This window comes from Pseudomonas frederiksbergensis, from assembly GCF_003732705.1.
Lineage (GTDB): Bacteria > Pseudomonadota > Gammaproteobacteria > Pseudomonadales > Pseudomonadaceae > Aquipseudomonas > Aquipseudomonas frederiksbergensis_F.
In genome coordinates this window covers 311,760-325,220 of sequence record NZ_MOBR01000006.1, presented here as the reverse complement: position 1 = coordinate 325,220, position 13,461 = coordinate 311,760, and the positions used below count along the sequence as shown (strand labels likewise).

The 13,461-nt window shown below is 61.1% G+C and carries 15 protein-coding genes; all 15 read right to left on the bottom strand.

The features are described from left to right. Nucleotides 1-79 precede the first annotated feature (79 nt). Nucleotides 80-583, bottom strand: a complete 504-nt coding sequence (locus tag BK667_RS06370; RefSeq protein ID WP_123597098.1) for a phage tail protein — start codon at nt 581-583, stop codon at nt 80-82. Further along, nucleotides 580-1,731, bottom strand: coding sequence for a phage tail protein (locus BK667_RS06365; RefSeq protein WP_123597097.1), 1,152 nt, complete (start codon nt 1,729-1,731; stop codon nt 580-582). The genes BK667_RS06370 and BK667_RS06365 overlap by 4 nt, the downstream gene beginning before the upstream one ends. 11 nt (nt 1,732-1,742) lie before the next feature. Continuing rightward, nucleotides 1,743-2,342, bottom strand: coding sequence for a YmfQ family protein (locus BK667_RS06360; protein WP_123597096.1), 600 nt, complete (start codon nt 2,340-2,342; stop codon nt 1,743-1,745). Then, nucleotides 2,330-3,373: a baseplate J/gp47 family protein gene (locus BK667_RS06355; protein ID WP_123597095.1), complete on the bottom strand. Its 1,044-nt coding sequence runs from the start codon at nt 3,371-3,373 to the stop codon at nt 2,330-2,332. The genes BK667_RS06360 and BK667_RS06355 overlap by 13 nt, the downstream gene beginning before the upstream one ends. Continuing rightward, nucleotides 3,363-3,761: a phage GP46 family protein gene (locus BK667_RS06350; protein ID WP_123511975.1), complete on the bottom strand. Its 399-nt coding sequence runs from the start codon at nt 3,759-3,761 to the stop codon at nt 3,363-3,365. The genes BK667_RS06355 and BK667_RS06350 overlap by 11 nt, the downstream gene beginning before the upstream one ends. Further along, nucleotides 3,761-4,270, bottom strand: a complete 510-nt coding sequence (locus tag BK667_RS06345; RefSeq protein WP_123511973.1) for a phage baseplate assembly protein V — start codon at nt 4,268-4,270, stop codon at nt 3,761-3,763. Before BK667_RS06345 ends, BK667_RS06350 begins: the two co-directional genes overlap by 1 nt. Before the next feature lie 538 nt (nt 4,271-4,808). Next, entirely contained in the window at nt 4,809-5,852 is a 1,044-nt protein-coding gene (locus BK667_RS06320) for a phage baseplate assembly protein (protein WP_123597094.1), read from the bottom strand. A gap of 3 nt (nt 5,853-5,855) precedes the next feature. Continuing rightward, entirely contained in the window at nt 5,856-7,094 is a 1,239-nt protein-coding gene (locus BK667_RS06315; RefSeq protein WP_123511969.1) for a DNA circularization protein, read from the bottom strand. Next, entirely contained in the window at nt 7,081-8,766 is a 1,686-nt protein-coding gene (locus BK667_RS06310; RefSeq protein ID WP_123597093.1) for a phage tail tape measure protein, read from the bottom strand. The genes BK667_RS06315 and BK667_RS06310 overlap by 14 nt, the downstream gene beginning before the upstream one ends. A 130-nt stretch (nt 8,767-8,896) precedes the next feature. Beyond that, nucleotides 8,897-9,193 (bottom strand): phage tail assembly protein, encoded by a 297-nt coding sequence (locus BK667_RS06305; protein ID WP_054047093.1) that lies wholly within the window; start codon nt 9,191-9,193, stop codon nt 8,897-8,899. Beyond that, complete coding sequence (locus BK667_RS06300; protein ID WP_123511965.1) at nt 9,190-9,537, bottom strand: phage tail tube protein; 348 nt, start codon at nt 9,535-9,537, stop codon at nt 9,190-9,192. The genes BK667_RS06305 and BK667_RS06300 overlap by 4 nt, the downstream gene beginning before the upstream one ends. Nucleotides 9,538-9,604: 67 nt before the next feature. Next, a complete protein-coding gene (locus tag BK667_RS06295) occupies nt 9,605-11,101 on the bottom strand; it encodes a phage tail sheath subtilisin-like domain-containing protein (RefSeq protein WP_123597092.1) in 1,497 nt (498 codons plus the stop codon). Beyond that, complete coding sequence (locus BK667_RS06290; protein ID WP_123597091.1) at nt 11,101-11,283, bottom strand: DUF2635 domain-containing protein; 183 nt, start codon at nt 11,281-11,283, stop codon at nt 11,101-11,103. The genes BK667_RS06295 and BK667_RS06290 overlap by 1 nt, the downstream gene beginning before the upstream one ends. Beyond that, on the bottom strand, nt 11,280-11,864 hold the full coding sequence (locus BK667_RS06285; RefSeq protein WP_123597090.1) for a phage tail terminator protein: 585 nt from the start codon (nt 11,862-11,864) through the stop codon (nt 11,280-11,282). Before BK667_RS06285 ends, BK667_RS06290 begins: the two co-directional genes overlap by 4 nt. 567 nt (nt 11,865-12,431) lie before the next feature. Beyond that, complete coding sequence (locus tag BK667_RS06270; protein ID WP_123597089.1) at nt 12,432-13,460, bottom strand: phage late control D family tail protein; 1,029 nt, start codon at nt 13,458-13,460, stop codon at nt 12,432-12,434. Nucleotide 13,461: the final 1 nt, after the last annotated feature.

Below are 13,461 nucleotides of genomic sequence, written 5' to 3'. Positions count from 1 at the left end.
GCGCAGCAGGTCATGTTTGAATAAAAACAAAAACGCCCACGGTGAGTGGGCGTTGGGTACAGCGCAGACTTCAAATGAGCTAGCCCGCCACGTTACGGATAGCGGCAATCGCGTCGTCGCTGACTTGATTGGCAAGGTCGGTTTTACCCTTGGCGATGTGAACTTTGATGTGTTCTTTCGCCTTCAAGCGAAGGGTTCGAAGCGTCAGCAGGCTTTCATTGAATTGCGTGGCTTTAGCGACAATCTGGTCCGCCGCTTGTCGTGCGGTCCGACCTTTGACGACCCAGGCGGACACCGACAGCGGTACCTCTTTTTTCGGATAACCTTGGTCGATGAAGGCCTGGGCGTCGGCGGCGGCTTGTGCGTATTCCATGGCCTTGAGCGGATCACCGGCCAGTGCATTGCGCGCATTGTCCGCCGCTGTATCGACTCTGGCGCAAAGACGTTCGGCTTCCTGCTGTACCAGCAACGCGACTTGCGAGGCGTCCTCTACCCACTTGTCGCCATCCCATGCATGAGCTGCAGACGGTTGTGGTGGGCGAAGTCCGTCTTCAAAGTGATGAAGCTCTTGAATGACGTTCATCGAATAAGCTCCCAGGAAAAACTGACATTGACGGCAGCACTGAAGTTGACCGCGATACCTGAAACATAGTCAGACGCGGGATGGTTCTTGATCCCCATACTGAACAGCAATTCGTCACTGACAGCACTGGTCGAACCCAGCATGTGTTCCGCCTGGTAGGACTGCCACAACGAACGCAATTGCGAATGTTCAAAACTGGCGGTCAGGCTGGTTACCGTCACATCGTTGACAAAGTTGTTGGTGAAAATCGCGCACGGATACGGCGATGTCCAACCGGCGTCATGGTTGGAGCTGGTCGTCAGCGCCGGTGAAAGGAAGCAGTAGTTGCCCCCCACCCACCCCCCCGGCGCAAAACCTACGCCCGTGATTTCCGTCGGCGAGGGTGTCGGGTTGCCGACGATCAGGCGCGCCGACCGTGCATGAGGATCGAGAGGCAGATAAATGACACCTGAACCATTCACCGTTTGTGTCCAGGTGAGTCGCGATCGGTTGTAAATCGGAAATACCGTGGGAACCGATCCGGGTGCGCTGGTAATGATCCAGGCGATACACATGTCCAGCGGCGTCGATTGGAAACCGCCGCCCGCTGCCGCATCCGGCGTGCCTTTCAAACTAGCGGGCGCGATGTCATACAGACTGCCGCGCTGGATGTAGAACTTCAGAACACCGCCCACAACCTGCGCCCTCACGAAATACCAGGCACTGGGCACCATCTCCACACTGCTCCAGGCCTGGGTGGTAAAGGTGCGCGACCGCCCCAACTGCCCCGCCACCACTTCCTGGCCAATGCTGACAAACACCCCCGCCGGGATCGAAACCTTGCCGCCACTGGTGGCCGCTGCAATCGGCGTCACCGACAGACGCCCGTCCGCGGTTGCCACAGTTGGCATCGGCAACGAGCCTATCGGCAACGCCGAATCCAGGTTCCAACCCTTGGCCGAAACGCTCTGAATGGCCTGCAACAACTGGTCGACTTTCGTCTCATCCGGGGTCAGGTCCCCGGCCTTGATCACGTTCACAATCTCCTGCGTCACCCCATTGCCCCAGCTCGCCGGAATCAAAGATCCCGGCGTGCCGGTCAACGGGTTTTCATCGACAAACTTGCCATCCACCAAGCCGGCGCTGGGCACTTTCGTTGGAAAATCCATTTCTCTACTCCCTAGTCATAATTGATGTGCACCTTGGTGTGCGCCGGTGCGCTGCGATGGATCAGACATTCCAGGGCCGAGCCCGGGTTCATGCCAAAGCGCTCGCCCCAGTAGCTCGCGCCAAACCGCCGGCCCAGCAGCAAGCGACCGCCGGTGTTCAGCGTCCACATGAACTGCGCCTGCCACGTCCCGAAGTGCGCCGCGCCAAATCGTGAGCGGCCCATTCGCGGGGCTTCGAGTTCGGTGATGGTGGCGTTCGGGTAACCCTGGGTGCGGGCAATTTCCACGTAGTAACTGATGGCCTGACTGCCGACCGCGAGTAGTCGACGGCGCACCGCGAGGCGACGGTCGTCGAACAGCGGCGTGGCGCCCAGGCATGGGTCGGGCAGGTTCATCACCCGTTCCCAATCGGGCACCAGTTCGCTGACGCCAGCCGGGTCCATCTCGTTGAGCAGGTCGGCGGCGCGGGCGTCAAGTCGGGACAGTTCCTGGGCGATGCCGTCCAGGACTTCTTCGAGTTCCGGAACCCGTTCGGGATCCCAGGCCGGGCCGCTGGGCAACAGACTGCGCAGTTGCGCGTGGTATTGCGCGGCCGTTCTTAGCCCCCCCATACGCAGCCTCCGAAGGTCAGCAATTGATTAACGGCTGCGTCGACGTTGGCGGCGGGCGCGGTCAGTGTGTGGTCGCTTTCACCGGTGGCGCTGCTGATCGCTTCGCGGATGTGGCTGATCAACAAGGTGTCGCCCAGTCCGGCTTCGCGGTTATGCAAATCACGCAACTGCGCTTCGACAGCGGCGCGCACGGCGGTGGTGTCGGGGGTCAGGGACAGTTTGTAGGTGACCGGCACTTGAACGGGCGGCAGCACATGCAACTCGGCGGTGACCGGGCGCAACGGTTCGATATAGGCCTGGACTTCAGCCAGCTGCGCGGGGTTCGGAACCGGTTGCGGATCGTCGTCGCGCATGATGTACAGATTGACGATACCCAGGTTCGCGTAAGTGCTGCGACACCAGGCCCGGGTCACGCCGGGGCATTCCAGCGCCCAGGTTTCATAGTCTTGCGCCGAGCCGCCGTGGGGGATGATGCGGTAGGAACTGATCACCCGGGAGCGCAGGGATTCCAGGCTTTCCCGGGCGACGCCGCCGATCAGGCCCGGCGCTAGCACCGTAAAGCTGTTACCGACAATGCCCTGAATCGGCTGCACCGGGATCAGCGTCATACCGGCATCGGCATTGCCCAGGCTGCCGGCGTCAAGCGCGGTGATGGTGGTGGTGTTAAGGCCGTTGCTGGTGGTGCGCGCAGCGGTCACTTTGTAGGTGCGACCGTCGCTCGATTGCAGCAGGGTGTCGACATCCAGCACAGCGCCGGCGCTGGCGGTAAAACTGACGCTGCCGCTGGCGGCTTGCGCGGCTTTGCGCGGCTGGTTCAGGCGCAGTGCGGCGATCCGTTCCAGGGTCGATTCGTCGGCCTTGTCCGGTAGGATCTGCTCGGCGATCCAGTCGAGGTAGCCATACAAACCATAAGCGGCGCCACCGAGAGTACGGGCCAGCACTTGCGCATCGGACTGGCGCAGCGAGTCGCTGGCCAGGTCGCTTTGGGTGCGCTTGATCAGCACCGGCAGCGAAGGGGTTTCAAACGGCATAGATCACCTGCCAACTGTTATCAGGGTTAATGTCCAGGCGCTCGCCATCGGCCAGGGTCAGGACCGTACGCAGGTTCAGGCGCTGGGCGTCGAGGCGTTCGCTGATGATGTCGATGGCGCTGCAATGGCCGTCGTCGATCAGCCATTGCAGGGCTTCGCGGGCATAGAATTCAGCGTCCATTTGGGTTTGCCGGGTCAACTTGACCCGGCGCAGCAACCACAGCCGCGAGCCGATGCGGTCGTCGGCAACAGTGGGAAACGTGTCTCCCCACCAGCCGAAACGCTCCTCGTCATCGAGGGCGTCGTCATCGGCGGCGCGGCGCCAGGTGAACAGGCTGATCAGCACCGAGCGGATCAGGGCGGCGTGGAGGTTTTGGCTGATAAACATCACTGGCCTCCCGCCGGCACGCCGGTCTGGCCATTGCCCGCCTGCACGCCGACGTGCACGTGCTTGATCTGGCTGATGCCACCCGCGACCTGGTCGCCCTGGGAGACGATCTTGCCGGTCTGGGTCAGGGTCGGGGTGTCGATGTTCACGGCGGTGCTGGCGCGGATATTCAGGGTCGCGGTCTGGATGTCGATGATCCGTCCGCGCTTGAAGTGAATCTTGTCGCCTTCGTCGGTGTAGATCGCCACTTCGCCCTGGGCCAAAGCCTTGAGCCGATAGCGGCGGTCAGCGACCACCAGGACGATGGCGTGGGAGCGATCACCACCCAGAAACGTGGCGATGCCCTCGGCGCCGGCCAGCGGATTGCTGGTAAAACCGTAGGGTTCGAAGTGTTCCATGTCATCGTTCACTTCGCCGGCGGTCAGGCGCATTTGCAGCGATTGCAGCTTGGTGGCCGAGTTGGCGAGCACGACAGTGCCGCGCGCCAGGAGGCGTGTCAGTAGGCTCATTGGGGTTCCTTTAAATCAGGACCGACGCCGACCCATGTGGGAGCGAGCCTGCTCGCGAAAGCGGCCTGTCAGTCGACATCGTTGGTGAATGTGAGGCCGTCTTCGCGAGCAAGCCCGCTCCCACAATTGATCGGGGTTGCCGCGGCATTGGTGTACACAGGAGATTCCCTGTGGGAGCGAGCTTGCTCGCGAATGCGTTGGGTCAGTCGACTTCGATGTTGAATGTGAGGCCGTCATCGCGAGCAAGCTCGCTCCCACAATTGATCGGGGTTGCCGCGGCATTGGTGTACACAGGAGATTCCCTGTGGGAGCGAGCCTGCTCGCGAAAGCGGTGGGCCAGTCGACTTCGATGTTGAATGTCAGTCCGCATTCGCGAGCAGGCTCGCTCCCACATTTGGACGGCGTCGTTCACGTTACTTGCGTGCGCAGGAGATCCACTGTGGGAGCGGGCTTGCTCGCGAAAGCGGTGGGTCAGGCGATGTTTGTTTCAACTGACACGACCCCTTCGCGAGCAAGCCCGCTCCCACAGGTTTTGGGTTCAGGTCTTCTTCGGCGGTGTCGGGTTGGCGTCGAAGGTATGCGGCGGCGCGACTTGCAATGTGGTGACGGAGCCCTGCGCCGAGAGTGAGTAGGTGACTTGGGAGATCAGCATGTCGCCATCCACTTCCAGCACCGGGTCCTTGACCCTGACCAGCGTGTTGTGACGCCACAAATCGCCATTGGCCTGGCGCCAGCCTTGCACTTGGTACGTGGTGGTCAAGGCCTTGCCGACGCGGGTGGCGGCTTCCCAGTTGGCGCGTTGCAGCGCCAGTTCCGGCGTGATCTGCATGCCTTCATTGATCACCGTGACCCGCTTGCGCTTGTAGCCCAGGTCGGTGGACACCGCCTCGACCTCGCTGACCGCCGCCCCGCTCTTCTGGTCATTGCCCTTCTGCTGGCCGATCACCCGATATTCAGAGAACACCTGGCTGTAATCCATCGGCGCGTTGGCCGAAAGAATGTTCTTGCCCAGTTCCAGCACATCGCTTGCTCGGCCTCCGCTGCCCGGACGCGCCAGGACCACCCGGCCCTGGGCGTCGTCGGTGGAAAACACCCGGAACAGCGTCAGCAACCGGTCGATGGACTGGAAGACCGTTTCCCCCGGCACGATGGTGTGACTGCCGAGCCGGGCAGTTTCCGGAATTTCACTGGCCACGTAGACGCTATAGGACGACGCCAGCGCCTCGACAATGCTCAGCAACGATTGCTGATGCCATTGGTTGGGACGATTGGTCGCCGCGCAGTCCACCAGGTCCTGGGTTTTCGAACTGCCCTCGATGCTCAGGCTGATTTGCCGCCCGTCATAACTGATCGGCGCCTTGAACACATACCCGGTGAGCACCAGATCGTTGCCGATGCGCACCTCGCACGGCGCCCCTGGCTGAATCCGTCGCACCGTGGTCTGCCCCGGCCATTGCCAGGTCACGTCAAGTTTGAAGGTGCGGAATTGACGCTCCAGATCCGCTGTGATTTGCACGCTTTTCCAGCCGCCATACTCCAGACCGTCAACGGTCAGGGTGACTTTGTTGTCCAGTTCGCTCATGACTTACTCCCCGGAGATTTTCAGATCGTTCGGTGGGAGGAAACCCGGATGGACAATGCCGTTGCGCTGAATCACTTCCTGCACCCGCGTCGCATCGCCCAGCTGCTTATAGGCGACCACCAGCGCTGGAAAACTGTCCTGAAACGACTTGCTGACCAGCCTGACACCCGACGACGCAACGGCCGTCAGATGCGCATTGAGCTTATGGCGCAGGTCCGTCATCGCCTGGTAGTGCGCCGGATCAGCCTTGTTCGACGCTTGCTGGATCGCCTCATCGAGGGCCGCGCGCAATGCCAGCACATCATCGGCCACCGGCACTGCCTGGCGCTGGACCGGTTGCACGGCCTGTTGCGCCAGGGATGGCGTGGAACTCAACTTGACCACTTTTGACGCCACCGGCATCGAGGCGACCCATTGGGCCGCCTGCACCAGCAACGTGTCTTGCACCAGATTGGCCAGGGCCTGGGCGGCAGCCGTGGTGTCCTTGCCGGTGGTGATCTTCGGCGCATCAGCCTTGCGGATCGCTTCGACCTGCTGGGAAACGTTGGCAATCACGCCACGATAACCGTCACGGGCAAAGTCCTTGAGTTCCTTGATGTCGCCGATCAATCCCTTGAATTCGGCCGCCACTTCCTTGGGCAATTCCTTGACGGCTTTGACCAGTTGACTGATCTGCCGGTACTGATCGATCAGTGGTTGCAGCTGACTCTGAATCACCCCGTAAATGTCCTTGATGCTGTTGCGCAGGTCGGCAATGCCGATCCGCGCCGCTTTGATCAAGGTCATCGCGTCTTCAAAACGCGCGACCGCCGACCCCAACAGGCTGTCAGCCGAGACCAGTAGCAGCTTCTGCGTGCTGACCGTGGCCGTCGGGAACGGCAGTGGTTCGTCGGGGTAAAACTTCAGCGCAAACGTCACCAACCCGCCGTCCTGGCGGGTGTGGGTCATGTCGCATTCACCGACCTTGACCTGCAAGCGTCCCAGCCACGGATGCACCAGTTCGCCGCTACCCTGCTCCAACGCCTGGAGCAGCTTGTCGCGCTGCTCCAGGCAATCCGGGCCGACGATGAATGCCGTCAGATCGTGGATCTTCGCCTGTTGGCCAAGGTTCTCGAAAAACGGCAGGTCCCGCTGGGGATACTCGTGCAACTGGCCCTTTTTGCCGACCGGGGTTTTTGCCTGTTCGACCCAGAAACCGACACCTCGAAAGGACGCCGGCAATAAACGGTCACGCCAGCTCATTGGAACCTCCAAGCGAAAGTGAGCGATAGCCGATGCGCGAATTGAGCGCCAGCCCCGGTTGATTGGTTTGCGGTTGATCGGTGCGCAGACCGGCCGGTGCGTTGTCGAAACGCACGGTCAGGCCGCCTTCGAGTTGCGTGCGGTTGTTGGCGGCGGTTTGCTGGATCAGCGCGCTGGAGTTTTGCGTCAGGGAACCGGTCGGCAACGACGGTTTTTGCGCCAGGTTGCCGGGCACCAACGCTGCATCCGACGTCGGCTCGGTGCCGGCGCCAAAAAACGCCGGTGCCAGTTCGCCTTTGCCTTCGGCATTGGTTTTCTTCTGGGCCTCGGTCAAGCCTTCGATCTTGCCAGTGATGAGGGTGATAAAGCCGCCGAAGCTGCCACCGAACATGTCTTTGATCGGCGCCATGAGCGCTTGAATCTTGTCCACCCAATCACTGATACCCTTGGTCAACGGCGCCCACTGCAGATTGAACGCATCCAGGGGTGAGCCCACGAACGGGATGCCGAAGATGGTCGCCAGGAGCCGCATGGCCACGTCGATGCTCTCCACCATCCCACCGAAGAAATCAGGCACCTTGCCCCAGAGTTCGGTAATCCGGTCCATCGGCACGTAGTCGTTGAACACGCTGCGAAGCATGTCTTTCACCGGCACGGCCAGCGCCACCAACAAATCCCAGATGGCCGCAAACAGCCCGGTGACCGGCCCCCAGTTGTTCAGGATCATGCCTTGGGGCGTCCAGTCGAAACACGCCTTGAGGAAGCCGAAAAACTCGGTTGCGTTGTCTTTCATCCGCCCGAAAATCGTTGCCACTATCGAGCTGATTGGCCCCCAGTTACTGAGGATCAGCCCTTGAGGCGTCCAGGAAAACAGGGTTTTTAACAGTTCGAACGCAGGCCCCGCCACAGCCTGGATACCTCGCCACAACGACGCGAAGAATGCGGTGACGGGGCCCCAGTTACTGATCAACTGTCCGAGGGGCGTGAAGCTGAACATGGTCTTGAAGAACTCGACCATCGGCATCACCACTGGCGCAATCTTTTGCCAGAGCCCGGCAAAGAACGTCGAGATCGGTTTCCAGTTGGCGACGATCAACCCGGCGGCCACCGCGATGCCCATGGCGATCAGTATGATCGGGTTGGTCTTCATCACCGTGCTCATCAGATCGAACACCTGGGTCGCCCCGCTCACGGCGGTTTGAATTGCCGAGAACGCGACGGCACCGGCCGCCAGTCCTTCAACCAGTTTCGGGTTTTCGCTCAGCAGTGTTCCCACGCTGCTCAGCACCGGCTCCAACCCCACCACCAGGGACGCAACTGCCGGCATTAACGCGGCATCGATAGCGGCGGATACCGTGCCCATCGACTGGCTGAAGACGTTCATGGTTTGCGTGGCGCTGGCGGGTGCGCTCGGCAGGTCCACAGCCTTGGTCGCTTCACCGACCTCGGCCAATTTTCCCTTGAACGCATCGGACGCCTTGATCCCGTCCACGAACGGCGTGATCACGCTACCGCCCTTGAACAAGCCGCTGATATCCAGCTTGCCAAGGCCGGCCTGTTCCAGATTTTTCTTGAAGCTGTCGACCTTTGAAACAAGGCCGGCCAGCTTGGGGGACAGTTCATCGATACCGGTCAACAACACCGATTTTTTTACCGTTTCTGTGTCTGCCATCACTGCACCTGCTGCATCGCATTGATCCGTTGCGCGTGCTCCAGGGATTCCCGGAGCACATCCAGTGGCCTGGCCATCATCTGTTCGGGGTCAACCTTCCAGAACCAGGCCAGGTCATAGGCGACTGCGATCAGGTCGGTGATGGCTCCGACGCCGCACTCATGAAAAAACTCGCGACGGCCCAGCTCAGCGCGTTGAGGTCAGCCAGGTCCAACTGGTTGACCGACGACGGTGGAATGCCGGCGCAGACCGCGATGTATTTGGCCGCGACGTCCATGTCCAGGCTGACTTCTTCGCTCTTGTCGATCTTGTACGGCAGCGCCTTGATCGCCCGCACTTCCTGCACCGTCGGACGGCGCAGGTTGAGTTCGGTCAGGGGCTCGCCGTGGGCTTCGATCGCAACTTGAAGCTTCACGGCGCCGCTCATTGCCAGGTCCCTTTCACGCCGTTGAACACCAGCGAGATCGAGGCGTCGTCGCCCTTGGACGCCGGTTCATCGACGAGGTAGGCGCCGGCCAGCACGTAGACTTTGCCGTTGCTGAATTCGCAGGTGACGGTCATGTCGACGCCTGCTACCAGCTGCTTGAGCGGGAAGTCCGGGGTGTGCAGCGCCGTCACTTTGAACGACGGTGCGATGTCGGTTTCCTTGTAGAAACCCGGCACGACGGTTTCACGTTTGGTGGACATCAGTGGTGCTTCGCAGCCGCCATTGATGGTCAGTTGAGCGCCGTCCACTTTGACGTAGCAGGTGCCCGCAATCAGTTGACCCATGGTGTTTCTCCCTTCAAATAAAAAGCCCACGCGAGGTGGGCTGAAATCACGCAATCAAACGCAGCGATCAAGCCGCGTCGTCGTACTGCAGGCGGAATTGGTTGAGCAGTGCAAACACGCGCAGGCCATTGATGTAATCCGGCGGGAACAGCACGTTGACCCGGCTCGGGTCCTGCACGTCGCGCTCGACAATCAGGTGCTCGGCGAACAGCTCGGCGTTTTCCACGTGGCCTTCCAGTTCGAGCTTGGCGTACTGCGCAATCAGCTCACCGCGAATGGTGCTCGGGGTGACGATTGGCTGGCCGGCGCCGAAACGGGTGCCGTCGGAGGCCAGTTTGTGGCGCCCGTATTTGCTGGTGATCACGCTTTGCAGACGGCGCACGATGAACGCCGACTGGTGCATGGTTTCGCTGTCCAGGTAGGAGTTGTCAGCCTGGCCGTACGCGTTCTTCTGGTAGGTGGTGATCGAACGTTGAATGCGCACGTAGCCGCCTTCGTAGTACGCGGTGGCGATGCCGTAGTTGAGCAGCGACTGACGCTCGGTCAGGGTGAAGCGCTCACTGGCCGGCGCCGGGTCGAGACCTGGCAGGCTGCCACTTTGGGTCGGGCGGCTGGCGTCGGCGGAGATGAACACCGACGTGCGCGCGGCCAGTGCAGCGGCCTGGACCCAGAACGGTTGTGGAACGCCCGGTTCCAGCGCCTGAATGGTCATGTGCTGATCGTTGCGCGCCTGGCCCGCAGCGACCAAGGTGCCGATGGTGCCGCGCTTGGCACTGTAGACGTGACCGAACAATTGCTTGGCCCAGGACCAACGACCGGTGCTGTCATCCATGACGGCTTGCCAGGTGTTGAGGGTGCTCAGGTCCGAGAACGGCATGCAGATGAACTCGAACGGTTCATCGCCCAGTGCCGCGACGGCAGCCACTTGATCCGGTACACCGACGCCGCCGGTCATGGCAGTAACAGCAGAGGTCAGGCCCGCCGGGGTTTCTTCGCCGTTGCTCTTGCCCAGGCGATTGAATTGCAGGCTGATGTCGTTACCGCTGTCGCCGGTCCATTTGGCACTCAGGGTCACGACGCCTTCGGCCGCCGCAGCGGACACCGGCAAGTCGGCCGACGCATTGATTTTCAGCGCCAGTGCAGTGGCCGCTTGGGCCGCTGTGAAACCGCTGACGATGGACGCTTGAACGCGAACGCCGCCGACGTACAGGTTGAGCACACCGCTTTGGGTCGCGGTGCCGGTCAGGGTCACCACACCTTTGGCGATGCTGCCCGTGGTGTTGTGCAGCGGCAGGCACCAGATCTCGCCGATCGGGTCAGTCTTGCGCCAGGTTTCATACATCGAGGCCAACATCGAACCTTGGCCGCCAATGCTTTTGGCCAGCGCAACGCTGGACACCAGCACCAGTTTGCCGACGTCGGTCGGGGCGATGTTGTCGTTGACCTGGGCGACGATCAAGCGGCGCATGGCCGACGACGCGCTATTGGCGGCCGAATTGTCCATCTCGGCGTAGAACAGCGGAACACGAATGTCCGCGGGGATGTTGCTGAATCCGATCGCCATTATTTGGCTCCCTGTGGTTTGGCCGCTTTCACGGCTTTGGTAGTGATATCGCCATCGGCCAGACGTCGACGCCACCAGGCGTTGTCCGGCACTTCACGGCCCTCGAGGGGCAACAGATCGCCCGCTCCCGGGTCCGGCACGACACGGCCTGGGGCCGGCAGCACGGTGATGCGTTTGCTCATGGGGTTACATCTCCAGAGAAAGTCATTTCCAGGCGCCCGTCGGGGCCTGGGCGTTTCAGATTGGGGTCCGCCGGATCGATGGCATCGACCCGCACAGTGACCCCGGCAAAGGACGACAAACCGTCCAGTTCACGCTCGTGCCAACTCTCTGCCGGTTGGTTTGGCAGGTTGCGGCCGAGCTGGAATTCGGCAAAAAAGCGCAGGCGATACAACGCGCGACTGGCGTTGATGGAAAGCAATTCACCGCCGTCGTATTCGATGGCGTCGTAATCAGCCCCAGGCTTGAAACCCACCAGAGCGCGCCACAGCTCGGCGCGCAGGTCATGCAAAAGATCCAGCGCTTTTGTCGCGTCCGTGGTGTCGAGCACCAGGGTCACTTCGAAGCTGTCGCGGATGGGTTGCAGCGCCAGGTTCTGCGCGAGGCTTTTGCTGGCGACATCGGCGAGAGGCACGATGTAGGCGCATGGCGTGGTAAGTGGGGTGTTGGCTTGCAGCGTGGCGAGGTCGATACCCGCCGCGATGCGATTGGCAAGGGTTGGGCATTGGGCACGCAGTTGCGTGAGGATCGGAGTGATCTTCATGAGGGCGCTCCATCTGTATGAAAGGTGCGGTCGAAACCTGTGGGAGCGAGCCTGCTCGCGAAAGCGGTGGGTCAGGCAGCATTGTTGGTGAATGTGCTGGCGTCTTCGCGAGCAGGCTCGCTCCCACAGGGGAATTTCGGTTGTGCGTAAGTGCTGTGTCGAACACTGAGCCAACTGTGGGAGCGAGCCTGCTCGCGAAAGCGGTGGGTCAGGCAGCATTGTTGGTGAATGTGCTGGCGTCTTCGCGAGCAGGCTCGCTCCCACAGGGGAATTTCGGTTGTGCGCGAGTGCTGTGCAGAACACTGAGCCAACTGTGGGAGCGAGCTTGCTCGCGAAGGCGGTGGGTCAGGCGGCATTGATGGTGAATGTGCTGGCGTCTTCGCGAGCAGGCTCGCTCCCACAGGGGAATTTCGGTTGTGCGTAAGTGCTGTGTCGAACACTGAGCCAACTGTGGGAGCGGGCTTGCTCGCGAAAGCGGTGGGTCAGGCGACATCGATGGTGAATGTGCTGCCGTCTTCGCGAGCAGGCTCGCTCCCACAGGGTTCTGTGAATGGGTGTGGGGTTTGATCAGAGGATGGCTTCAGCGCCGGGATCGATGCACGTCGCGTCGATCATGCAGCGATAGCTGCTGGTGCGGTCGCCGCTGGCGGTGACTTTGTCGATCGACCAGCGCCCACGCATAAAGTCCGGCCATGTGTCGTCCAGCAGGACCAGCCCTTCAGCCGAGAAGTCTGGATTGCCCGGGCAGCTGATTTTCACCTTGAGTTTTTCACGGCCCATTTTGCGCACTTCACCTTCGCCAATCGCTTGCGCTTCCTCTGCGTTCTGACAATTCAGGCGCAGGGTCTTGAACGGCGCGAGCCCGGTTTCAACCATCTGCAGCAAACCGGCTGCAGCGTCCCACCAACTGATCTGGCAGCCCTGGGTTTTGGCCTTGGCGGAATCATCAAGGGTCGCGGTGATGAACGCATGGTCGCCGGGGCGATTGTTGTGCGTAACCGACAGTCTTACGTCCGCCAATACCTTGCCCGACAACGATTTGAGCTGGCCCGGCCGCGCTAGCACATACAGCTCATTAAAGGGTTTGGCGATGGCGCCATACTTGGTCGCCAAGCGTGAAATGAAGCCCATGTCGGTTTCATTCGACTGGTCGATATGCGCGATCTTTATCAGTGACACTGACGGATCCACCCTCGGCGAAAAACCGTATTTGGCCGTCAGTTGGCGAAACAGTGCCCCGAGGGTCGTCGGACCATGACTGGCCGAACGGCGCTGTTGAAATCCGCTCTCGTCCGCCGCACTGAACGGTGCGGCGGTCGCTACCAGCGACACGCGAAACGGAAACAGTGTCGGCGTACGCCGGGCCACCACAAACTGGCCTTTATCCACCAGCCCGGATTCCAGATAACCCACGCACAAACCGATTTTGCCACCCAGGCTCGGCAGCCCTTCAAGACCTTCCAGATCGAGCACCAACGTCAGTTGATCGGACTCAATACCGGCGGTATCGATATGCTCCCAACTGATCAGACGCTGATTGATCAGGGTCGCGTTGGCCCCGTAGATTTTTATCGCTGGCGTAAACCCGATTGCCATG

What these genes read in the sequence shown, in the direction of transcription:
- BK667_RS06370 (WP_123597098.1), bottom strand. Translation starts at nt 583, where the DNA reads ATGAACGTCATTCAAGAGCTTCATCACTTTGAAGACGGACTTCGCCCA.
- BK667_RS06365 (WP_123597097.1), bottom strand. Translation starts at nt 1,731, where the DNA reads ATGGATTTTCCAACGAAAGTGCCCAGCGCCGGCTTGGTGGATGGCAAG.
- BK667_RS06360 (WP_123597096.1), bottom strand. Translation starts at nt 2,342, where the DNA reads ATGGGGGGGCTAAGAACGGCCGCGCAATACCACGCGCAACTGCGCAGT.
- BK667_RS06355 (WP_123597095.1), bottom strand. Translation starts at nt 3,373, where the DNA reads ATGCCGTTTGAAACCCCTTCGCTGCCGGTGCTGATCAAGCGCACCCAA.
- BK667_RS06350 (WP_123511975.1), bottom strand. Translation starts at nt 3,761, where the DNA reads ATGTTTATCAGCCAAAACCTCCACGCCGCCCTGATCCGCTCGGTGCTG.
- BK667_RS06345 (WP_123511973.1), bottom strand. Translation starts at nt 4,270, where the DNA reads ATGAGCCTACTGACACGCCTCCTGGCGCGCGGCACTGTCGTGCTCGCC.
- BK667_RS06320 (WP_123597094.1), bottom strand. Translation starts at nt 5,852, where the DNA reads ATGAGCGAACTGGACAACAAAGTCACCCTGACCGTTGACGGTCTGGAG.
- BK667_RS06315 (WP_123511969.1), bottom strand. Translation starts at nt 7,094, where the DNA reads ATGAGCTGGCGTGACCGTTTATTGCCGGCGTCCTTTCGAGGTGTCGGT.
- BK667_RS06310 (WP_123597093.1), bottom strand. Translation starts at nt 8,766, where the DNA reads ATGGCAGACACAGAAACGGTAAAAAAATCGGTGTTGTTGACCGGTATC.
- BK667_RS06305 (WP_054047093.1), bottom strand. Translation starts at nt 9,193, where the DNA reads ATGAGCGGCGCCGTGAAGCTTCAAGTTGCGATCGAAGCCCACGGCGAG.
- BK667_RS06300 (WP_123511965.1), bottom strand. Translation starts at nt 9,537, where the DNA reads ATGGGTCAACTGATTGCGGGCACCTGCTACGTCAAAGTGGACGGCGCT.
- BK667_RS06295 (WP_123597092.1), bottom strand. Translation starts at nt 11,101, where the DNA reads ATGGCGATCGGATTCAGCAACATCCCCGCGGACATTCGTGTTCCGCTG.
- BK667_RS06290 (WP_123597091.1), bottom strand. Translation starts at nt 11,283, where the DNA reads ATGAGCAAACGCATCACCGTGCTGCCGGCCCCAGGCCGTGTCGTGCCG.
- BK667_RS06285 (WP_123597090.1), bottom strand. Translation starts at nt 11,864, where the DNA reads ATGAAGATCACTCCGATCCTCACGCAACTGCGTGCCCAATGCCCAACC.
- BK667_RS06270 (WP_123597089.1), bottom strand. Translation starts at nt 13,460, where the DNA reads ATGGCAATCGGGTTTACGCCAGCGATAAAAATCTACGGGGCCAACGCG.